A 21079-nucleotide genomic window follows, 5' to 3' on the forward strand; every position below is an offset into this window, starting at 1 on the left:
CAGGTCAGATTCGTCCAATCCCTCCGTGTTCTCCGGTGGCATCGTGATCGGGAACCACCACGGAGGAGAGAGACATGCGCACGGTGTATCCACTGGTCATGTACCGCGACCCGGTCAAGGCCGTCGACTGGCTGACCCAGGCGTTCGGATTCGAAGTCAAGGAACTGCACACCTCCCCCGAGGGGAGGGTCGAGCACGGTGAGCTGCTCGTCGGCACCGGGATGATCATGACCGGCACGGGAGAGCCCGGCGGGCCGGGGGTCTACGTCGTCGTTGACGACCCCGACGCCCACCACGACAGGGCCGTCACGGCCGGCGCCGTGGTCACCAGGGAGCTGAGCGACCAGTCCTACGGATCCCGCGACTACGCCTGCAAGGATCCCGAGGGGAACGAGTGGTACTTCGGGACGTATCAGCCCTGATCCGGGGGGCCGGCCCTGATCTCGGGGTCCGCTCCTGATCCCGGGGGTCCCGGGAGCGTCGCGGGTCGTGTCCATGGGGGCGGTCACGACCCGCACGTCCCGGACGAAAAGACCGCGTCAATGATCAGAGCTTTGCCTCGGGTTGCCGAACCGGGGGTGTCGGCCCCGGGGCGGCCGATCGTACTGTGACGGCTACCGTGGAGAATACGGAGCGTCGACATGACCGCAGCAGCGAGTACGCGAGCAGTGCCCGTCCCGCCGCCGGTCACGGCCGCCCGCGTCGGCGCCCCTGACGTCCGGATCGCCGGCGCCCCCGGCACCGGTGGGGCCTGATGCCCGCCCCTCCCCCGGCCCCGGGACGTCCTCGCGGCGCCGTTCCGCGTCCTTGCGGCGCCGTTCCGCGTCCTCCCACGGTCGTAGCCCGGGATCTCCACGCTGGAGGTATTCGATGAGCGTGCCGATGGACATCGCGCGGCGGCTGGCGGAGGCGGTGCTGTACGAGGGGCGCCTGCTCTACCCCCACCTCACCCCGGCGGCCAAGGACCAGGTGCGCCGGCGGTTCGGGGTCCTGGTACCACCGGGGTTCACGGCCACCGCCGACCACTCGGCCAGCGTGACCGAGTGCCTCCTCGAAGGGGCCGCGTACGCCGTGGTCCACCTGAACCTGCGTTTCCTGCACGTCAGGACGCGCTGCGTCGAGCGGGCCGAGGACGACGGCTACTGGCCGGTCCAGCAGCTGCGCAACGGCCACCGCACCTACCTCACCTTCGACGAGGCCACCGAGCGGGAGGTGGAGGCGGTCTTCCCGGTCGCCGGTCTGCTCGGCACGCCCGCCCGGGTGGTCGAGGTGCGGATCCCCGGCGATCGCGTGATCGAGCCGATCGCCTCCCCGTCCGGGGAGATCGTGGGCCGGCTCGTCTCCGAGCACCTGCCGCTGCACGCGGCCCTCACGGTCTCCGCCGAGCGCGTTCCGGGACCGTACGGTCTGATCAGGTTGCGTGCCCGGGTGGAGAACACCGACGACTGGAAGCCGCTGGGAGCCCCGCGCGAGCAGGCGCTCCGGCACTCGCTGATCTCGGCGCACCTGATCGTCGCGGTGACCGCCGGCGCCTTCGTCTCCCTGCTCGACCCGCCCGAGTGGGCGCGGCCGGCCGTGGAGACCTGCCGTAACGAGCACACCTGGCCCGTCCTGGTGGGAGAGCCGGGCCACCGGGACGTGGTGCTCTCCTCGCCGATCATCCTGCACGACCATCCGGACGTCTCACCGGACAGACCCGAGGGTCTCCTCGACGCCGCCGCGCTCGACGAGCTGTTCCACCTGCGCACGCTCACGCTCACCGAGCAGGAGAGCCGCGCCGCCGACACCCGGGCGGCCGGGTTCGCCGAGGCGGCCGGGGACGCGCCGCCCGAACCGGCCGAGGGGGCCGTCACCGACGGGACGGACGGGCACGGGACGGTCGCCTGAGGCCCACGTGAGAGGCACGCGACGACCGCACCGGTCACGTGACGAGCGCGGTGATCACATGACGGTCGTACAGGCCACGTGACGACCGCACCGGTCAGGTGGCGATCACGGTGGTCAGCGGGGGAAGACGATCGTCTTGTGGCCGTCGAGCAGGACCCGCTGCTCGGTGTGCCAGCGGACCGCGCGGGCCAGGGCCTGGCACTCGACGTCGCGTCCGATGGCGGCGAGATCCTCGGCGGAGTGGGTGTGGTTCACCCGGGCCACCTCCTGCTCGATGATCGGCCCTTCGTCGAGGTCGGCGGTCACGTAGTGCGCCGTCGCGCCGATCAGCTTCACGCCCCGCGCGTGCGCCTGGTGGTAGGGCTTGGCCCCCTTGAACGACGGCAGGAACGAGTGGTGAATGTTGATCACGTTGCCGGCGAGCTTGCCGCAGAGATCCTCCGACAGCACCTGCATGTAGCGGGCGAGCACCACCAGATCGGCCCGGTAGTGATCGACGAGGGTGAGCACCTCCGCCTCCTGCCTGGGCTTGGTCTCGGGGGTGACCGGCAGGTGGTGGTAATCGATGCCGTACGACTGGGTCAGCGGGCGCAGGTCGGGATGGTTGGAGACGACCGCGACGATCTCTATGTCGAGCAGGCCGGAACGGGTCCGGTAGAGCAGGTCGTTCAGGCAGTGGCCGAACCTGCTGACCATCACCAGCACGCGCGGCTTGACCGAGACGTCGCGCAGCCTGAAGTCCATGCCGAGTTCCGGGGCCAGCGCCGCGACGGCCTCGCGCAGTTCCGCGTCGGGCAGCGGGGAGGCGAACTGCACCCGCATGAAGAACCGCTCGGCCACGGCGTCCCCGAACTGCTGGCTCTCGATGATGTTGCATCCTCGTCCGGCCAGGAGACCGGAGACCGCGGCCACCACGCCGGGACGGTCCGGGCAGGAGAGCGTCAACACATACTCGGCCCTGGAACTCATGCCTTCACCCTTGAGCTTGAGGAGGTGGATCGTACGGTGCTCGCACCTGACCTGGGCAGGGTACAGCGAATCCCGGCGCCGCATCCGCCGGTCCGGAACGCCGTCCACGACGCCGTCCACGACGCCTTCCGGGACGCGGGCCGCCACGGGGCCGTCACCGGGTCACACCGGGCTCCGGCCCGGCGGGGTACGGGTGGTAGCGTCCCTGGCCCATGGGGGACTCTCAGCCGAACGACCGGCCCGCGGCCAGGGTGATCTGTGTGGACGCCTCCGGACGGGTGCTCCTGATGCACTGGCGTGACACCACCAGCGGCCACACCCTGTGGGAACCGCCCGGTGGCGGTATCGACCCGGGCGAGACCCCCCTGCAGGCCGCCCGGCGGGAGCTCACCGAGGAGACGGGCCTGCCCGGGGAGGCGGTGCTGGACCGGTGGGTTCCGGTACGCCGGGAGTTCGACTGGCTCGGCGTCCACTACGCCAAGACCGAGCGGTTCTACCTGGCCAGGTTCGGGGACGGCCCTGAAGCGGGCGCGGTGTCGCTGACCGCCGAGGAGGACACCACCTTCCTGGGCTCCGGCTGGTTCTCCGTGGCGGAGATGGCGGACCTGCCCGGTTTCCTGGAGCCCCCCGACCTGCCGGAGGTCGTCCGCCGCCTCACCCTGCTGGGCTGACCGGCGGATCATTCCGCCGCCCCGCCCGGACGCCCGAGGAAGAGCCGTCCGGATCGTCCCGCCCGCGGACCCCCTGCCGGACCGACCGGGACACGCCCTGGACCGACCGGACACACCTTGGACCGGCCGGGACACGTCCTGGACCGATCGGGACACCCCGCTGGAACCGGCCGATCCGCTTGGGGCCGTAATGCACCCGACGCGGGACCGGAAATCCATACAAACGTGTCACACCTCAGGGGCCCGCATATTCCTCGACGCCATTACAGACCGAAAAAGGCCATCACAGGGCCGTAAAGTATGACGCAGAAGGGCGCGAGAGTGGTCCCCGATCCCATGGACCGGGGCCGCCCTCCCTCGCCGAAAAGACCTTCACCCCTTGTGGATGACTCCGGCGACACCACCGAGTCGGGAAACGCCGGGCTTGTGAACAATGATCTTTTTCATCGTACGCACCAGAGAATGTCGACGGATGAGAAGACCCAGTATTCCGCTGTTTTCGCGATCGGCAATACCTGGAGCGAAGCGGTTCACCAACTTACTGCGTTAAAGAGGACATAGCGGATATAAGGTCTTTTTCTCCGTAGATAACGGTGCATCCTCCTCGCTCCTCCCGGCGAATCTCCCGCCATCCGAATCTGCGGTAGAGCTCCATCGCCGCGGGCTGGTTCAGGGTGGTGTCCCCGCAGAGCCGGGCGTACCCCAGCTCGACCGCGCGGGCCTCCAGGGCGAGGGCCATCTGTGCACCGAACCCGCGCCGCTGGAACTCCGGATGGACCCGCAACCGGCACATCTCGGCGCTTCGGTCGTCGACGCGACGGAGCCCTCCCATCGTGACGATGCGCCCGCCGGGCATCTCGCCCACCAGGAACTCCCCCCGGTCGGCGAGATAGACCTCGCCGATCCTGGGGAAGTCGTCCTCGTAGTAGACGCCGTCCCCGGGCGCGAGCCCCACCTGGGCGAGGCATATCTGGTGCAGCGCCCAGACGGTTTCGAGGTCGGACCAGCGATAACGCCGGAGCGTCGGCCTCAACTCTCCCTCCCGTCGGCCACCGGATCCGCCACCGGGACGCCGCGGCTGCGCAGCGAGTCCAGGTAGATCCTGAGCTTGGGATGGCCGGGAGCCTTCACCTCGGCCTGCCGGGCCACCTCGTGCGCGCGCTGCATGAGGATGTCGGGCCTGCACTCGTCGTCGAGGCCCTCGATCGTGCGCTGGGCGATGTCCAGGGCCTCCTCCACGTCGCCTTCGAGGATCTTGCACTGGGCGCGGTCGAGTTTGATGATGGTCGGATCCAGCCAGTCGGCCGGGCCGTACTTGGTGAGCGCCTGTTCCAGGATGAGGTCGGCCTCCATCGCCTGCCCGAGCTTGACCAGCGCGTCCCCCTGGTGGAAGTACAGCTGGCGCTCGGTGTAGCCGAAGGTGGAGTCGTCCTGTTCGGCGGCGGTCATCTGGGAGAAGGCCGCCCTGGCCCGGGACAGGGCCCGTTTGGCCTGGTCGACCACGTCCTTCTTGCCCGCGCCCGACATCATCGCCAGCGCGCGGGCCTCCACCACCGGGGCCATCGCCTGAGCCGCGCAGGGGGTCTGCCCGGCCAGGTCCCGGCTCTTCTTGGCCAGGTTGAGCGCCTCGCGCGGATCGCCGTAGTAGAGCGGGACCAGGGCCTCCCTGGCCGTGACCCACGCCCGCAGCGCGCGGTCCCCGGTCTCGTCGGCGGCGGTCCTGCCGGTACGGAAGAACGACCGGGCGAGCCGGTGGTCACCGAGATTGATCATGATCATACCGCTCAGCCCGGCGAGCTGGGCGGCCATCCGGCAGAGCCGTTCCTGCAGGTCGACCGGCTGGCGCCGCTCCATCGCCTTGCGCACCGCACTGAACTCCAGCATGACGTCGCACAGCAGCCGGAGCGGCGGGGTGTTCATGTACTGGCGGCCGAAGCCGATGGTCGACTCCTCCCACTGGTCGAGCATGGCGGGCGAGACGGTGGCCGAGACCAGCGTGTCGTCCATCCTCCTGCGGATGCTCTCCACCGATCCGAGCACCTGGCCGTCCAGCGCGATGCCGCTGCCCGCCAGGAGCTGTAAGAGTGTCCTCCGTAGCACGTTCTCGTCCTCCTCGCCCCCGTCCGCGGAAAGGCCGAGGCCGATCGGCTGGATCAGCAGCTCTCGCGGACCAGGGGAAGTGTCGGGTCTTCCATCCTGGAGATCGCCTCGGACGACACCGGGCATCTTGTGGCCGTGGCCGCAGATGCACGGGCCGTCGTACCCGAGGGAGGCCGGCTCGACCCGGTAGGCGGAGCACAGGTAGTGCAGGTACTCGGGACCGGGCCGCTTCAGCCCGCTCTCGTACGCGGACAGGAGCGTCTCGCCGATGCCCGGGGCCGACTTGCCGTCGCGTTCGAACAGCGCCCGTATCTGTTCGATGACGTCCGCGAGGGCGACGCCGTGCGCGAGCCGGTGACCTTTAATCCGTGTGGTCCCGAATTGCGCACTGCATTTGTCGTGAATTTCCTCGGCTATCTGCGCCGAGGACTTCCCGGACGCCAGGCCACGAGCCCGGATCCGTCGTGCCAACTCTGTCTCCCTGTGCTGCCTGCCGGACATACCGGCCCCTCTCTCGTGGCCAGCCGGGGCTGGCCGGCACACGTTGTCCCGACCGGTCCTCTCCCCCTTGACTCAGTGTGATCTTTCTGTCGCACTGCGCCTACCGAGAATGATGGACCACGTTTGACTCATCCGGAACGCACAAATAAAGCCATGGGCTAAGAATCGTCCTCCCGGGGACTGTTTCTTTCAACCCACTTGGCACAACGTCCACCCTGAACTGGGTTTTCCCCGAATTGACCCATGGGCCCACCGTGAGTCATCTTTGGCGAGCAGCACCGAATGCGTGATCGAGCGAACACGGTTCGGCGCCGGCAACCGACATCACGAGGAGGGACGAGGTGGGTGAAGACGATTTCCGGCACCTGGAACGACTGGTGACGGAGCTTGACTGCCGCGGGCTGCACGCCCGCGTGGTACGGACCCACTCGGGCCGCACGTTCGTGCGTGTGATCAACCCCAAGGCGACCAGCCTGGCGGAGAACGTCACCTGCCGAGCCCAGGCCGCCCCCAGCCATCGGGATTGGTACTACTGGTGGTCCTGGGGCGAGAAGATGCACACGGTGGAGGACCCCGCCGGTGCCGCGACCAAGGTCGCACGCGTACTCGCCGCGGTAGGAGAGTGAGGTGAGCGGCGCAACGGCCGGTGTTCCGGCCGGTGCGCCGCGCCTGCCGCGGCTCGACGGAGCCGGCGGGGCGACCGGTGCGGAGCGTCCTCGGACGCTGGTCGTCCCGCCGGCTCCGAATCGGCCGGACGGGCCCGCCCCCTCGGGCCCGTCCCGGCCCGGCGGCCACCCTCGCAGGGTGCGTCGCCCGCACGGACCGGCCTTGCGAACCGGTCACCCGCGGGACCTCCCGCGACACGCCTCGGCTCCGTCGGGCCGAGGCCCCCGAACCGATCCGAAGCACAGACTGCCGTCCGGCCTCTCGTCCGGACGGTGACAGGAGGGGATTCCTCTCGGGAACGACACGGGACACGCTTCCGGGTGCGTGTCCCGTCCGGGCCACCCGTCACCGGGGCATCCGGGTCCGCCCCCCGCGGCCCCTGATCCGGATGTCCCCGTCTTCCCCGGCGTGATGTGACGGAGGCCGGTTCGATCGGCAAGATGGGTGGGTCATCAGACGCGCCCGGCCGGCCATCGATCCGATCCGAGAGGGATCCACTCCGTGTTCCTGCTTTCCCCCACGCCCGTTCCCACCCCGAGTCCCAGCCCGTCCCCCGTCCCGACCCCGACCGTCACGACGACGCTGGATCCAGCCGAGAGCGTCAAGGGGCTTTTGGACATGAGCGCGGGCCTGACGAGGGGATGCGGGGACGGCGGGGGGATACTCTGCGATCTCGTGCAGACCATCATCCCGGCCAACTGGGCCCCCGTGGTCGCGGCCGCCCTCGCCCTCGTGCTCGTGATCGTGATCGCGCTGATCCTGCGCAACGTGGCGCACCGGCTGATCAACCGCGTGGTGCGGCGGGCGTCCTCCGGGCGTACCTCACTGGCGGGACGGCTGCGCGGCAGGGACACGCCGGCCCCCGAGGGCCTGGACGCGATCCTGGCCGAGCGGCGCAGGCAGCGGTCCGAGACCATGGGCTCGGTGCTCAAGCACATCGCCTCCATCATCATCCTCGGCACCGCCGTGCTGACCGTCCTGGAGCGGCTCACGATACCCATCGCCCCCCTGCTGACCAGCGTCGGAATCGTGGGCGTGGCGATCGGCTTCGGCGCCCAGGAGCTCGTCAAGGACTTCATCGCCGGGATGTTCATGCTCCTGGAGGACCAGTACGGCGTGGGCGACGTGATCGACGCCGGTGCCGCGGTGGGCACCGTGGAGGCGGTCACCCTGCGCATCACCCGCCTGCGCGACGCCGACGGCCGGGTCTGGTACGTGCGCAACGGCACCATCACCCGGGTCGGCAACGAGTCCCAGGGCTGGTCGCGCGCCACCGTGGACGTGCCGGTGGCCTACACCTCCGACGTCCCGGCCGTCCGCGACCTGCTCAAGGCGACCGTCGAGGAGATGTGGGAGGACCCGGACCTCCGCTCCGTCATCGTGGAGGAGCCGCAGGTCTGGGGCATCGAGCAGATCTCCGACACCTCGGTCATCTTCCGGATCAGCGCGAAGACCCTCCCCTCCAAGCAGGCCGAGATCGCCCGCGAGCTCCGCCTCCGGGTCAAGACGGCCCTGGACCGGGCCTCCATCCCGATCGCCGGCTGACGTCGATTAGGCTGGAGCACGTGTCCGCCACCCCCGAGGAACCAGAGTCCTTCTACGACGCCGTCGGCGGCGAGGAGGCTTTCAGGCGTCTGGTGCACCACTTCTACCAGGGAGTGGCCACCGACCCGCTGCTCCGGCCGCTCTACCCCGAGGACGACCTCGAAGGCGCCGAGGACCGGCTGCGGCTGTTCCTCATCCAGTACTGGGGCGGCCCCAACACCTACAGCACCCAGCGGGGGCACCCGCGCCTGCGGATGCGGCACAACCCGTTCGTCATCCGCTCGGCCGAGCGCGACGCCTGGCTCAGGCACATGCACGACGCGGTGGCCTCCCTGGAGCTCCCCGAGGACCTGGAGAAACGCCTCTGGGACTACCTCGTGTACGCGGCGCACAGCATGGTCAACGCCCCCGACGCATAAACCCCGCCGACCGGGGGCAACCCATGCTCATGGAAACCCCCTGGTGGCGTGACGCCGTCGTCTACGAGATCTACGTTCGCAGCTTCGCCGACGCCTCCGGAGACGGCGTCGGCGACCTGCCCGGCATCAGGCGACGCCTGCCGTACCTCGCCGAGCTCGGCGTGGACGCGATCTGGCTGACCCCCTTCTACCGCTCCCCGATGGCCGACGGCGGCTACGACGTGGCCGACTACCGCGACGTCGACCCGCTCTTCGGCACGCTCTCCGACTTCGACGACCTGGTGGCCGACGCGCACCGGCTGGGCCTGCGGGTCATCGTGGACATCGTCCCGAACCACAGCTCCTCGGCGCACGAGTGGTTCCAGGCCGCGCTGCGCGGCGAGGGACGCGACCGCTACATCTTCCGCGACGGAGGGGACCTGCCGCCCAACAACTGGCAGTCGACCTTCAGCGGCCCGGCCTGGAGCAAGGCGCCCGACGGGCAGTGGTACCTTCACCTCTTCGCCCCCGAGCAGCCCGACTTCAACTGGCGCAACCCCGAGGTGCACGCCGAGTTCCTCGACGTGCTGCGGTTCTGGCTGGACCGGGGGGTGGACGGGTTCAGGATCGACGTGGCGATGGGCCTGTACAAGGCCGAGGGGCTGCCGGACACGCCTCCGGAGGACCAGGCGTTCAAGGCCGAGTCCCCGATCTGGGGACGGCCCGAGGTGCACGAGGTCTACCGCGAGTGGCGCAAGGTGCTCGACTCCTACGACGGTGAGCGGATGGCCATCGGCGAGGTCTGGACCGACTCCGCCGAGGACCTCGCGCTCTACGTCCGTCCCGACGAGCTGCACCAGAGCTTCAACTTCGCCTGGCTGGAGGCGCCCTGGTCCGGGGCCGCGTTCAAGAAGGTCATCGACGACACGCTGGCCGCCGTGACCGCCCCCACCTGGGTGCTCTCCAACCACGACGTGGTCCGGCACGTGACCCGGTACGGCGACGGCCTGACGAACTCCACGACGGGCCTGGCCCGCGCGCGTGCGGCGCTGCTCGCCATGCTCGCCCTGCCGGGATCGGCATATCTCTACCAGGGGGAGGAACTGGGCCTCCCCGAGGTGAAGGATCTTCCCCCGGAGGCCCGCCAGGACCCGATCTTCGCCCGGTCCGAGGGGAAGCTGCCCGGCCGGGACGGGTGCCGGGTCCCGCTGCCCTGGTCGGGGGTGTCCGAGCCGTACGGCTTCTCCCCGGACGGGACGCGGCCCTGGCTGCCCCAGCCGGTCGAGTGGGTGGTGCTGTCGGCCGAGCGCCAGTCGAACGACCCGGGCTCGACGCTGAGCTTCTACCGGGAGGCCCTGCGCGCCCGCCGCGACCTGCGCGGCACCCTGCCCGACGAGATCACCTGGCTGGAGAGCTCCGGGGACGCTCTTGTCTTCAGGCGGGGACCGCTGACCTGCGTCATCAACTGCGGCATCGAGCCGGTGAAGCTGCCCCCGCACGACCGCGTCCTGATCGGCAGCGCTCCGGTCGAGGGGCACCTGCTGCTGCCGGACACGGCGGTCTGGCTGGCCACCTCCGGCGCCTGACGCCCCGGCGCGCCGCCCTCACCGGCGGCGCGCCCACCGGCCGGGCATTCCGCCTTGGCGTGCGCCGGGACTCCCGCGGTACGGGTTCCGGACGCGGTACGGGGTTCCGGGTTACGGGGTTCCGGGCGCGGTACGGGTTCCGGCGTGCGGCGGCCTCGGGAGTCCCCGCCGGGTGCCCCGCGGCGGCGTCACCGGGCCGCCCTCAGCCGTCGGCGGTGAACCTGCGCAGGTAGTCCAGCTCGTCCTGGTTCAGCCGCCGGGGGGAGGCCTGCTCCACGTCATAGGCGACGAGCACCGACCCGGCCCTGACGAAGACCTCCTCGTCGTCGCGGATCTCGTACGCGAGGGTGAACCGCACCGGCCTGATCTCCGTCACCCAGGACTCCACCCGGACGGGGTCGAGGCGGAAGGTGAGCGGACGCCGGTAGTCGATCTCGTGGCGGGCGACCACGAGTCCCCGGAACGGGGCGATGCCCTCGTGGTGGGGGTCGATGTGGAACATCGCCAGCCGCGCGTCCTCCAGGTAGTCGAGGAACCGCACGTTGTTGACGTGTCCCAGCGAGTCGATGTCGGCGAACCTGACGGCCCTGGAGAACACGTGCCGGTGATCCCGGCCGACCCCGTCCGCGACGCTCTGTTCAAACACACCCGAAACCGTAGCGACCCTTCGGCGGCCACCGCACGCCGGGGCGCGTCCCGGAATGACCGGGGGCCGGCCGCCTCGATCGGCGGCCGGCCCCTGATCCCGTCCGTACGGCCCGTTCCCGCACCGGCCCGGACGGCCCTTCACTCGCGCCCGTCCGGGCGCCGGGAACGGTGGAGCGGCCCTCAGTCCCGGGTGAGCTTGCGGTAGGTGACGCGGTGCGGCCGGGCCGCGTCGGCCCCCAGGCGCTCGACCTTGTTCTTCTCGTAGTCGGCGTAGTTGCCCTCGAACCAGAACCAGTTCGAGCCCTCCTCCCACGCCAGGATGTGGGTGGCGATGCGGTCCAGGAACCACCGGTCGTGCGAGGTGATCACGGCACAGCCGGGGAACTCCAGCAGCGCGTTCTCCAGACTGGAGAGCGTCTCGGTGTCGAGGTCGTTGGTGGGCTCGTCGAGCAGCAGCACGTTGCCGCCCTGCTTCAGGGTCAGGGCGAGGTTGAGCCGGTTGCGCTCTCCACCGGAGAGGATGCCCGCCTTCTTCTGCTGGTCCGGCCCCTTGAAGCCGAAGGCCGCGATGTAGGCGCGGGACGGCATCTCGACCTGGCCCACCTTGATGTAGTCCAGCCCGTCGGAGACGACCTCCCAGACGTTCTTGGACGGGTCGATCCCGCCCCGGCTCTGGTCGGCGTAGGAGATCTTGACGGTGTCGCCGATCACGATCTCACCGCTGTCGGGCGTCTCACTGCCGGTGATCATCCGGAACAGGGTGGTCTTGCCGACACCGTTCGGGCCGATGATGCCGACGATGCCGTTGCGCGGCAGGTCGAAGGAGAGGCTCTCCATCAGCACCCGCTCCTCGAAGCCCTTGGTGAGCTTCTCGGCCCGGATGACCGTGGTGCCCAGCCGCGGGCCCGGCGGGATCTGGATCTCCTCGAAGTCGAGCTTGCGGTGCTTGTCGGCCTCGGCGGCCATCTCCTCGTAGCGCTGGAGACGTGCCCGGCTCTTGGTCTGGCGGGCCCTGGCGTTGGAGCGGACCCACTCCAGCTCCTCCTCCAGGCGCTTCTTGCGCTTGGCGTCCTTCTGTCCCTCGAGCTTGAGCCGCGCCGCCTTGGCCTCCAGGTAGGTGGAGTAGTTGCCCTCGTAGGGGTGGCAGCGGCCCCGGTCGAGCTCCAGGATCCAGTTGGCCACGTTGTCCAGGAAGTAACGGTCGTGGGTGACCGCCAGGACGGTGCCCGGATACTTCTCCAGGTGTGACTCGAGCCACTGGACGCTCTCGGCGTCGAGGTGGTTGGTGGGCTCGTCGAGCAGCAGCAGGTCGGGCTGCTCCAGGAGGAGCTTGCACAGGGCGACCCGGCGGCGCTCGCCACCGGAGAGCTGGGTGACCTCGGCCTCCGGCGGGGGGCAGCGCAGGGCGTCCATCGCCTGCTCCAGCTGGCTGTCGAGATCCCAGCCGTTGCGGTGGTCGAGGGCGTCCTGCAGCTTGCCCATCTCGTCGAGCAGTTCGTCGCTGTAGTCGGTGGCCATCAGCTCGGCGATCTCGTTGAAGCGGTCGAGCATCGCCTTGGTCTCGGCGACGCCCTCTTCGACGTTGCCGAGGACGGTCTTGGATTCGTTGAGGGGGGGCTCCTGCTGAAGCATGCCGACGGTGAAGCCGGGCATGAGCCGGGCGTCGCCGTTGGACGGCTGCTCCAGGCCCGCCATCATCTTCAGCAGCGTCGACTTTCCGGTGCCGTTGGGGCCCAGGACACCGATCTTGGCGCCCGGCAGGAACGACAGCGTCACATCATCGAGGACGACCTTGTCGCCATGCGCCTTGCGCACGCGCTGCAGTGTGTAGATGTACTCCGGCATGCCTTTAGTTTAGGGCCTGGAAAGTTCAGCTAGGGGCGGCCTCGGATCCGGGCCTGCGGGCCGGGGGCACGACCGTGGCGGGCAGGCAGATCTGGTCGCGGCCGAGCTCCTTGGCGCGGTAGAGGGCTAGGTCGGCCGCGGCGAGCAGTTCGATCAGGTCGTCCCCGTGCACGCTCATGATCGCCACACCGACCGAGATGGTCACGGTGATCATGTTGTCGTCGGCCGGGACGGCCATCCTGCCCACCCGGGAGCGGAGCCGCTCGGCCACCCTGCGCGCCTCGGTCACGTCGGCCCTGGGCAGCAGGACGACGAACTCCTCGCCGCCGAACCGGCCCACCACGTCGTAGTCGCGCAGCTGGCTGCGGATGGTGTCGGCCACGCCGACCAGGACCTGGTCGCCGATCAGGTGGCCGTAGGTGTCGTTGACCCGTTTGAAGTGGTCGATGTCGACGATCAGCAGGGCGAGCGTCTCCCCGGTGCGCCGGGCCCTGACGATCTCGGTGTCGGCCTCGCGGTGCCAGGCCGCGGCGTTCAGCAGGCCGGTCTTGAGGTCGGTGCGGGCCGCCGCCTGGAGCTGGGCGTGCAGCAGGCTGCGCTGGAGCAGCACCACCGGTGGCAGGGCCAGGACCAGCAGCGCCAGGTTGATCCCGCAGGTGATGGAGACCAGGACGCCCAGGCAGAGCTCCACGACGTCCAGGAGCAGGTTCTCCCGGTTCCACAGGACCTCCCGCCAGTGGCTCTCGGGGTCGGCGGTGTGGGCGGCGACGGCGATCAGGGCGGTGTTGATCACCGTGAACAGGACCGCGCAGCCGACGGCCACCAGGATCGGTCTTCCGTCGCCCCTGACCAGCGCGTTGAGGTCACCGGCGGTGGCGTGGAAGAGCAGGGAGGCCGCGCATCCGGCGAGCCCGATCGCCGCCGAGCTGACGACCCGCCGGTAGACCACGGTCGCGCGCACCCGTTTCTGCAGCAGGAACTGCAGCGGTATGGGCGCCAGGAGGGCGTACAGCGGCGGCAGGAGCAGCGCGGCGGGCAACCACCAGGCGGAGAGCAGGTCCCGGTAGACGCCCGCGGGCATGCCGAGCCTGCGGGTCGCCTCGATGCACACGGCCCCGCACGCCATCAGCGCGGTGAAGGTCAGCAGATCGGACCAGCGGAAGACACCGGACGTCGCGAAGTACACGATCACGACGGCGTCCAGCGTCACCAATCCGCACAGATAGGCGACCAGCGGGCGACGCTGCCCGAGCAAGGGCCATCGATCGACCAAGGCCGTCACGCCGTCGCGCGCTTTCACCGAGGTGTGACCGGGAGCCGCCATGTCGTCCCCCTCTCCGACTAACGATGTGTAACACAATAGTTGCGGAGTGTGCGTCGCGCGACGGCAACCGCTACGTTGACGAAGTGGGTCAACCCGCCGGTTGATCCATGACTTGGAAACCGCTCGCCCGCGAGCGGGCCGTGTGGGAAAGGAGCAAGCCATGCTGCGGGGCGTGACCTGGACCTAACGGATGTCTCGGCATCTGACACGGGCAAGACCATCGGCCGGTTCATCTCGGCGTCGCCGCCTGCCGCGGCGGGCGCCGACCGCGTCCGGCCGATGCCCCCTCGCTCAGCCCGTCCCAGGCCCTCTCTTTCACCCCGGAGCCCTCTTTCCCCCCGGCTTCCCCTTGCCTCCTGTATTCCCCTTCCGCCCCGGAGCTCCCCTGCGCCTCGACCCTTTTTCTTTTCCACCTTCTCCCCCGTCCCAGGTCAACGATCTGGCGCCGGCGTCCGCCACCGGACGACAGGCCCAGGACCGGGCCCGCGACCTGGCCGCGACCGGACCCACGACCGGACCCACGACGGGACGACGGGCCGCCTGCCGGACGGGAAGGCCCGCGGCCCGGGCCTTCCCGTGGTGGCACGGCTCAGGCCGCCACGTGCTCCCGTACCGGCCAGGGGACCTCGTCGTCCACGGCGGGGTAGACCTTCTCCTCGTCCGGCATGGTCGCGAGCGCCCCGGCCTCCCGGGCGGGACCGCTTCCCGCCGTGGCGTCCGCTCGCCTCGCCGCCCCCTTCGCCGTCGTCCTGCGCCTGCGGCTCGGGACCTCCCCCTGCGCGGGCTCCGCTGCCGGGACCCCGTCCCCCATCGCGTGCGGGGTGCTCCCGGCGATCTCCGCGAAGATCTCGGCCGTCACGGCCGGCTCGGCGCCCGGGACGGCCTGCGCCCCGATCTCCCACGGCACCGCACCGGCGGACCCGGTCTCCCCGATCTCCCCGGCCTCCCAGATCCCCCCGGCCGCCACGCCTGCGGACCCGCTCTGCGCGGCCCCGTCCTCCTCGGACGGCGCCTCCCCGGTCGTCTCACCACCGGCTCCGGACCCTCCGGTGATCTCACCGTCGGATCCGGGCTCCCCGCCCGGCCGGGCACCGGAGTCGGGCCTCGCCGCGGCCAGGGCGTCGGAGCCGACGGGAACGCCGCCGCTCATGGCCCAGTCGGACGTCTCGCGGTCGAGCTCGCTCCGCTCCGCGCTGCCCAGGGCAGGGATCGGCCCGCCACGCTGTGGCTTGCTGAAGCTTCCGAGCCCCCAGCGCAGGTCGTGGCCCAGCGAGCCGGCCTCCACCTCGGGCATGAACCGGCGCTCCCCCTCATGCGTGAACTCGCGGATGCGCAGCCTGCCCTGGACGATGACGGGCTGGCCCAGCCGGACCGACTGGGCGACGTTGTCGGCCAGCCCGCGAAAGCAGCGGACCCCGAAGTAGGTGGTCTCCCCGTTGCGCCACTGCTGGTTCTCGCGGTCGAAGTAGCGGCTCGTCGAAGCGATCTTGAGCGAGGTGACCCGGGAACCGTCGGGGAAGGTGTGCTGGCGCGGCGGGGCCGCGACGTTACCGGTCAGCGTGACATGGATGTCGTTCATCGTGCCTCCCATGGGAGCCGGCTGACTGCCGGCGGCTGAGAGACACGATGGCTCCTACCGTCCCTCCCGCAGGCCCCCGAACCTGGTTCTGTGGAAAACCCCGGATCCCGGGGCGAGGCTGTGGACGGTCGGCGACGGCCGACACCGCCCCCTCGATCGGCACGACCGAAGGGGACGACTCGGCACAGGGGTCTCGGCGGGGAGAACCGGACGGGATCAGCCCCGCAGGCTCCGCATGGCCGAATAGAACTCGTTATAGCGGGTCAGCTCCCGCTCCACCGGTTCGATCACCATGCTCTCGGCGACGCCGCCGACCCTGCGGCGCATCTCGCGCTCCAGCGCGTCACGCTCGTTGCCCGCGCCGAGCACCACGAAGTTGCGGCTGGCCAACGCGGTCAGCACCCCGAGCCCGAGAACGGAGAACATCATCAGCCCGACCCAGGGCAGCGAGGTCACGTCGGCGAAGAACTCCAGCGCCTCGGGCGGGGTCCCGAGCTCGAACACACCGTAGGCCAGCGCCACGCCGACCCAGACGAGCCCGGCCAGGAAGAGCACCACCAGCAGGTACTGCCAGACCAAGAGCAGCCGCCACCAGCCGGGAACCCTGTCCAGGCGGGGCGCCACCTCCGACAGCTCCTCCGAGAGCACCTGGGGCAGCTGGGCCACCCGGGAACGGGCCGCGTCCCTGATGGCGTTCCGCCACGCCTCGTGCATACCGGAGGTGAGGCCGTCGGCGAGGGCCTGGACGGCGGTGTCCACCTCGGCGGGCTGCGCGCTGACCGAACCACCGGTCAGGCCGCGGATCTCGTCCCTGAGGTCCCCCAGCCGCAGGCTGTTCAGGGGGTCCGGGCGGAGCCTGGCGATCCAGCGGCCGTAGGGCCAGCCGACCCATTCGGCGGAGCGCGCGGCGTACACGTTCTCCATCGCCTCACCGACGGCGGGGACGCCGACCGCGTCGCAGAGGGCATCGGTCAGGCCGATCCGGCGGGCGTCGTCGAGGGAGGAGGGCGGGGCGGGGTCCCCGTCGGCGGGCACGGCCTTCGCCAGGCGGAGCGTCAGCCGGTCCAGGTCGGCCTCCAGCCGCTGGACCGCGGCCCTGCGCTCGGAGACGGTCTCGGCGAGGACGGACGTGAGCTCGTCGACGCCGCTGCCCGTGATCGCCGAGGTGGTGACGATCACGGGATGCTCGACCCCCTCCCGGCGGAGCAGGCCGTCCAGGTCCGCGACGCACTCGGCCAGCTCGTCCTCGTCGAGCCGGTCCGACTGGTTGAGGACGAAGATCGTCACAGCCTCGTGCCCGGCCAGGTCGGTCACGTAGCGCCGGTGCGTGGAGGCGTCGGCGTACTTCTGCGGATCGAGCACCCACACGACGAGGTCGGCGACCTGGATCAGCCGGTCGGCCTCGGTGTCGGTCAGCGCGCGGATGGAGTCGTGGTCGGGCAGGTCGAGCAGGATCAGCCCGTTCAGCCGGCCCTCGCCCCGGTCCAGGGCACTGGCCCGCGCGAACCGGTGCCGCCACTGGATCTGCAGCCAGTCCAGCAGCGGGCCCGCACCGTCCAGCCCCCACACGCAGGCGTGGGTACGGGCCGTGGTCGGGCGGCGGACCCCCGTGGGTGACAGCTCCAGGCCGGAGATCGAGTTGAACAGCGTGGACTTGCCGCTCCCGGTGCCCCCGGCGAGCGCGACCACGGTGTGGTCGGAGGAGAGCTTGAGCCGCTCACCGGCACGGAGCAGCAGCCGCCCCGACTCGGCGAGCAACGCGGGTTCGACCCTGCCCGGGCCCAGCTCCACGATCCGTGCCAGCGCGGCGAGCCGTCCGCCGAGCCCCTGGCGTGCCTGGGTGGTGCCAACACTCATCGGGCGACCTCAAGGTTGTACGTTGCCTGGTAGAGACGCGTGGCCGCGGCCTCGTCGGGTATGCCGGCCCCGTCGAGGGCCTGGACGTAACGGGCCGTCTCGTCGTCGAAGAGCAGGCCGATCCGGGCACGGAGATCGCTCCGGGCCTTCACCCCGATGTTGCGCAGCGACTCGGCGCCGAGCAGCGCGTGCACCAGGCGCTGCGGCAGCGCGCCGGGACCGCTCCGCGCGTCCGAGGAGCCGTACCCGAGCAGCCCTATGGTCAGGATCAGCGACAGGGACTCGACGTCGAACGAGATCACCCTGGCCACCGACCGCTTGGTCACGCCCTCGGTGCGGATCAGCTCGATGATGTGATCCTGCCAGGCCCCGATGGTCCGGCCGGCCCGGCGCAGCAGCTCGTCGGACGCGCGGCCCGAGTCGGGGACCGCCGCCAGGACCTCCTGCGCGCCCGGACGGTTCAGCCAGCGCGAGGCCGCCTCCTCGGCCGCCCGATGCGCCGCCGAGACGACGACCGACTCCAGCCCCGCCCGCAGCGCGGACTTCAGGGCGCTGAGCCGTTCGGGCGCCTGCTGGCTCGCCTTGCCCGCGAAACGACCGGGCCTGCGCAGGTGAAGGGTGCGCATGAGGTCACCGGAACCGGCGAAGTCCTGCCAGCGGGCGAGCACCTCCCCCTGGAGCAGCGAGCCGTTGCCGGTTTTCTCGTCGATCTCGGCCAAGGCGCGGGCGTAGGCGGTGTCCACGTCCGCGCGCAGGTCCCTGCGCAGGGCGACCTGGACCTCCAGCTGCCTGGCCAGAGCCGGTATCCGGGTACGGAAGCTGTTGAGCACCCCGTTCAGGGTGGCCGTCACGGCCTGCTCGCGGCGGCGCTCGTCGACCGAGAGCTCGTCCAGCCAGCGCCGGAGCTCGGTCACCTCGTCGTCGGGGAGCATGCCGTCGACGACCTTGCTCTCGTGGACGACGAACCGGTCGACCTCGCCGAGGCCGTACTCGGTGAGCATCCTCACGAAGTGCTTGTCGATCACTTCGCGGGACTTGGGAGGCACCCGGGAGAGCACGATGGCCAGCCGGGCACCGCGCTCCTTGGCCAGGCGCAGCAGCCGCCACGCCGGGGCGTCGGCGTACCGCGCGGCTGTGGTGACGAAGATCCACAGGTCGGCCACGTCGAGCATGCGGTGGGCGATCTCGTGGTGCTCCTCGACGACCGAGTCGATGTCGGGGGTGTCCAGCAGGGCCACGCCCGCGGGAAGGTGCTCGGTGGAGACGAGCACCAGACCGCCCGAGGACATTTCGGGGTCGGGTTCGCCGAGCCGCCGCAGGCCGCCGAGCAGCTCGCCCTTGGCGAACCACTCGTGGTCGTCGGGGTGGCAGGCCAGGACGGGCGTACCGGTCGTGGGACGGCGTACGCCGGTCGCGCTGACCTTGGCGTTGGCCAGGGTGTTGAGCAGCGTGGACTTGCCCGCGCCGGTGGAGCCCGCGACCACGATGAGCGCGGGCGCGGTGCTGGTGTGGACGCGGGGGATCACGTAGTCGTCGAGCTGGGCCAGGATCTCGCCCTGGACCTTCCTGGCCTCGTCGGCGCCGGGGAGGTCCAGGCCGAAGGTGAGGTCGGTCACGCCGATGCGGACGGCGGTGAGCGCGCTGCTCAGGGCCTTGGAGACGGCGGCCGGAAGCGGCGTCTCCCGTACGCGCTCCTGCGGCTCCGCGCCCGCTGCGTCCCGGGCCTTCTCGCCGCTGCCTTCCTCCTCCTCGTGGCCGCTCTCGTGACCACCGTCACCGTCGCCGGACGCCTCGGTGTCGGAGGGCTCGCTCCCGGGGTGGTCGGAGGTGCCGGTGTCGGCCGGGGTGCCGGTGTCGGCTGGGGTGTCGGTGATGGTGTCGGTGTCGGCCGGGGTGTCGGTCTCGGTGGAGGCGCCATCGGCACCGTCGTCTTCGGAGGTGGCGGACCCTGCTCCGTCCTCGCCCCCGGCCCCGATGTCGGCCCTGACCTCGTCATCGGTCCCGCCGCCGGTCCTGCCGTCGACCCCGTCGACCCCGTCGGCCTCGTCCCGGACTCGTTCCCCGGTCTCGGCGGGCCGTTCCCCGCTCCGGGACTCGGTGCTCTCGGGCTCGCCGTCACGGAGTTCGCCGTCGATGACGCCGGTACCGGTGCCGTCTCGTACGTCGTTCCGGATCTCGAGGATCTCGAGGATCTCGACGATCTCGTGCTCGTCCGAGGGCGTGACCTTGTCACGCGAGGGCGGGATGTCCGCGGAGTCGTTTTCGACACCCTCGGCGTTCGGCGCCTCGGCGTTGCCCCTCGCGGCGTCTCCGGAACGCTCACCTGCGGGGCGATCGTCCGTGGAACGCTCGTTCCCGGCGTCGTCGGAGCGTTCGTTCTCCGAGCCGTCGTAACGCTCGTCCCCGAAGCCGTCGGACCCGGGCTCACCGGACCCGGACTCGCCGGCCCCGGGCTCATCGAGCCCAGGCTCGCGGGACCCGGAACCGGACTCGTCGGTCTCGGGACCAGTGGTCTCAGAACCAGCAGTCTCGGGAGCAGCGGTCTCGGGAGCAGCGGTCTCGGGAGCAACGGTCTCGGGAGCAGCGGAACGCTCCTGCCGGGACGCCTCCTCGGTGCCTTCGGACAGGCCGGAACCCTCGCCCGGTGTCGCGTTCTGGTCCTGCTCGGGTCTGCCCTGCTCAGGCCCGTTCTGCTCGGGCTCTTCCCGCGGCCTGCCGGCGCGGAGCGGTGGGGCGGCGTCCGCGTGGGGCCGCTCCTGCTGGGCACCGGGGAGGAACGTGGCCGGGCCCCCGCTCCGGGGAGCGCTCGGAGGGACCGGGGCTCCCGGACGGAAGAGCGCTCCCGGCGCCCCGGGAGAGGCCGTGGCGACGTCACCCGGGTCACCGGTGGCGGGACGGGCCTGCGGCGGGAGCGGGGTCGCCGGTGGTACGGGGGCACCAGGCCGGAAGATCGCACCGGGACCGTCGTGGGGGACGGGGACGGGACCCGGGGGTCGCGCACCGGGACCGGCGGGGTAGGGAGCGTGCGTGCCCGGCGGTACGGGGGCGGCCGACGGCACGGGGGCGCCCGGCCGGAAGACCGCGCCCGGGGCGGCGGGCCCGCCTTCTCGCGGGCCGCCCGGGGCGCCCGCCTGCTGGTGCGGCGCACCCGTGCGCCGGGGAGAGCCGGGAGCATCCGCACCGGGCGCTCCCCCCTGCCGGGCCGCCGGGTGAGCGGGGGCCGGGGGCCCGGGACGGGCGGGAGCCGGGGCTCCGGGACGGGCGGGAGCACCCGGGACCGTACCGGGTGCGACGGGGCCACCCCCACGCGAGCCGTACGGGGGAACGGAGGTGCCGTGACCTGGCGGGTGAGGAGGGGGGCCGGAGGCGGGGGCGCCGTGTGAGGCGTCAGGACGCCCGCCGGGTGGAGCGGATCTGGGGACCGCGTCCCGGGATGCGGTGAGGGCGTCGATCGTGGCCTGGGCGGCGGCGGCGGCGGCGCGGAAAGCCGCCATGGCCTCGGC

At 71.1% G+C, this 21079-nt stretch carries 16 protein-coding genes; 7 read left to right on the forward strand and 9 right to left on the reverse strand.

Annotated elements, in window-relative coordinates; translation table 11 throughout:
- The first annotated feature begins 74 nt into the window (after positions 1–74).
- Together ACIBCT_RS31200 and ACIBCT_RS31205 are read left to right on the forward strand one after the other, a co-directional pair.
- Positions 75–422: a VOC family protein gene (locus ACIBCT_RS31200; RefSeq protein ID WP_399194673.1), complete on the forward strand. Its 348-nt coding sequence runs from the start codon at positions 75–77 to the stop codon at positions 420–422.
- A 448-nt stretch (positions 423–870) separates the two neighbouring features.
- Positions 871–1887, forward strand: a complete 1017-nt coding sequence (locus ACIBCT_RS31205) for a hypothetical protein (protein ID WP_399194675.1) — start codon at positions 871–873, stop codon at positions 1885–1887.
- Positions 1888–2001: 114 nt separating this feature from the next.
- Here ACIBCT_RS31205 and purU read toward each other — a convergent pair whose 3' ends face one another.
- A complete protein-coding gene (gene purU, locus ACIBCT_RS31210; RefSeq protein ID WP_399194677.1) occupies positions 2002–2856 on the reverse strand; it encodes a formyltetrahydrofolate deformylase in 855 nt (284 codons plus the stop codon).
- A 212-nt stretch (positions 2857–3068) separates the two neighbouring features.
- On the opposite strand from purU, the gene ACIBCT_RS31215 reads away from it, so the two are divergent.
- Positions 3069–3527, forward strand: coding sequence for an NUDIX hydrolase (locus ACIBCT_RS31215; RefSeq protein WP_399194679.1), 459 nt, complete (start codon positions 3069–3071; stop codon positions 3525–3527).
- Between the two features lie 538 nt (positions 3528–4065).
- Here the strand turns inward: ACIBCT_RS31215 and ACIBCT_RS31220 are convergent.
- Both ACIBCT_RS31220 and ACIBCT_RS31225 read right to left on the reverse strand, forming a co-directional pair.
- Positions 4066–4560, reverse strand: coding sequence for a GNAT family N-acetyltransferase (locus ACIBCT_RS31220; RefSeq protein ID WP_399194681.1), 495 nt, complete (start codon positions 4558–4560; stop codon positions 4066–4068).
- The gene (locus ACIBCT_RS31225) at positions 4557–6128 is read right to left on the reverse strand and encodes an XRE family transcriptional regulator (protein ID WP_399194683.1); all 1572 of its coding nucleotides are present in this window, start codon (positions 6126–6128) and stop codon (positions 4557–4559) included. The genes ACIBCT_RS31220 and ACIBCT_RS31225 overlap by 4 nt, the downstream gene beginning before the upstream one ends.
- A gap of 341 nt (positions 6129–6469) precedes the next feature.
- Between ACIBCT_RS31225 and ACIBCT_RS31230 the strand changes: the two genes are divergently transcribed.
- The 4 genes from ACIBCT_RS31230 (at position 6470) to ACIBCT_RS31245 (ending at position 10323) form a co-directional block, all read left to right on the forward strand.
- Positions 6470–6754, forward strand: a complete 285-nt coding sequence (locus tag ACIBCT_RS31230) for a hypothetical protein (RefSeq protein WP_344895571.1) — start codon at positions 6470–6472, stop codon at positions 6752–6754.
- Positions 6755–7469: 715 nt separating this feature from the next.
- On the forward strand, positions 7470–8339 hold the full coding sequence (locus ACIBCT_RS31235) for a mechanosensitive ion channel family protein (RefSeq protein ID WP_399194685.1): 870 nt from the start codon (positions 7470–7472) through the stop codon (positions 8337–8339).
- A 20-nt stretch (positions 8340–8359) separates the two neighbouring features.
- On the forward strand, positions 8360–8758 hold the full coding sequence (locus tag ACIBCT_RS31240; protein WP_344895565.1) for a globin: 399 nt from the start codon (positions 8360–8362) through the stop codon (positions 8756–8758).
- A gap of 23 nt (positions 8759–8781) precedes the next feature.
- Positions 8782–10323 carry a glycoside hydrolase family 13 protein gene (locus tag ACIBCT_RS31245; RefSeq protein WP_399194687.1) on the forward strand — a complete coding sequence of 514 codons (1542 nt, stop codon included), beginning with the start codon at positions 8782–8784 and terminating at the stop codon, positions 10321–10323.
- Between the two features lie 202 nt (positions 10324–10525).
- On the opposite strand, the gene ACIBCT_RS31250 is transcribed toward ACIBCT_RS31245, so the two are convergent.
- The 6 genes from ACIBCT_RS31250 to ACIBCT_RS31275 all read right to left on the reverse strand — a co-directional run bounded on the left by ACIBCT_RS31250 (position 10526) and on the right by ACIBCT_RS31275 (position 20635).
- Positions 10526–10969, reverse strand: coding sequence for an acyl-CoA thioesterase (locus ACIBCT_RS31250; protein ID WP_399194689.1), 444 nt, complete (start codon positions 10967–10969; stop codon positions 10526–10528).
- A gap of 182 nt (positions 10970–11151) precedes the next feature.
- A complete protein-coding gene (gene ettA / locus ACIBCT_RS31255; RefSeq protein ID WP_399194691.1) occupies positions 11152–12816 on the reverse strand; it encodes an energy-dependent translational throttle protein EttA in 1665 nt (554 codons plus the stop codon).
- Positions 12817–12841: 25 nt separating this feature from the next.
- On the reverse strand, positions 12842–14071 hold the full coding sequence (locus ACIBCT_RS31260; protein ID WP_399194693.1) for a GGDEF domain-containing protein: 1230 nt from the start codon (positions 14069–14071) through the stop codon (positions 12842–12844).
- A 658-nt stretch (positions 14072–14729) separates the two neighbouring features.
- Positions 14730–15719 (reverse strand): single-stranded DNA-binding protein, encoded by a 990-nt coding sequence (gene ssb, locus ACIBCT_RS31265; RefSeq protein WP_399194695.1) that lies wholly within the window; start codon positions 15717–15719, stop codon positions 14730–14732.
- A 216-nt stretch (positions 15720–15935) separates the two neighbouring features.
- The gene (locus tag ACIBCT_RS31270; RefSeq protein ID WP_399194697.1) at positions 15936–17576 is read right to left on the reverse strand and encodes a GTP-binding protein; all 1641 of its coding nucleotides are present in this window, start codon (positions 17574–17576) and stop codon (positions 15936–15938) included.
- Positions 17573–20635, reverse strand: a complete 3063-nt coding sequence (locus tag ACIBCT_RS31275; protein ID WP_399194700.1) for a GTPase — start codon at positions 20633–20635, stop codon at positions 17573–17575. The genes ACIBCT_RS31270 and ACIBCT_RS31275 overlap by 4 nt, the downstream gene beginning before the upstream one ends.
- Positions 20636–21079: the final 444 nt, after the last annotated feature.

The organism is Streptosporangium sp. NPDC050855, from assembly GCF_044456585.1.
GTDB lineage: Bacteria > Actinomycetota > Actinomycetes > Streptosporangiales > Streptosporangiaceae > Streptosporangium > Streptosporangium longisporum.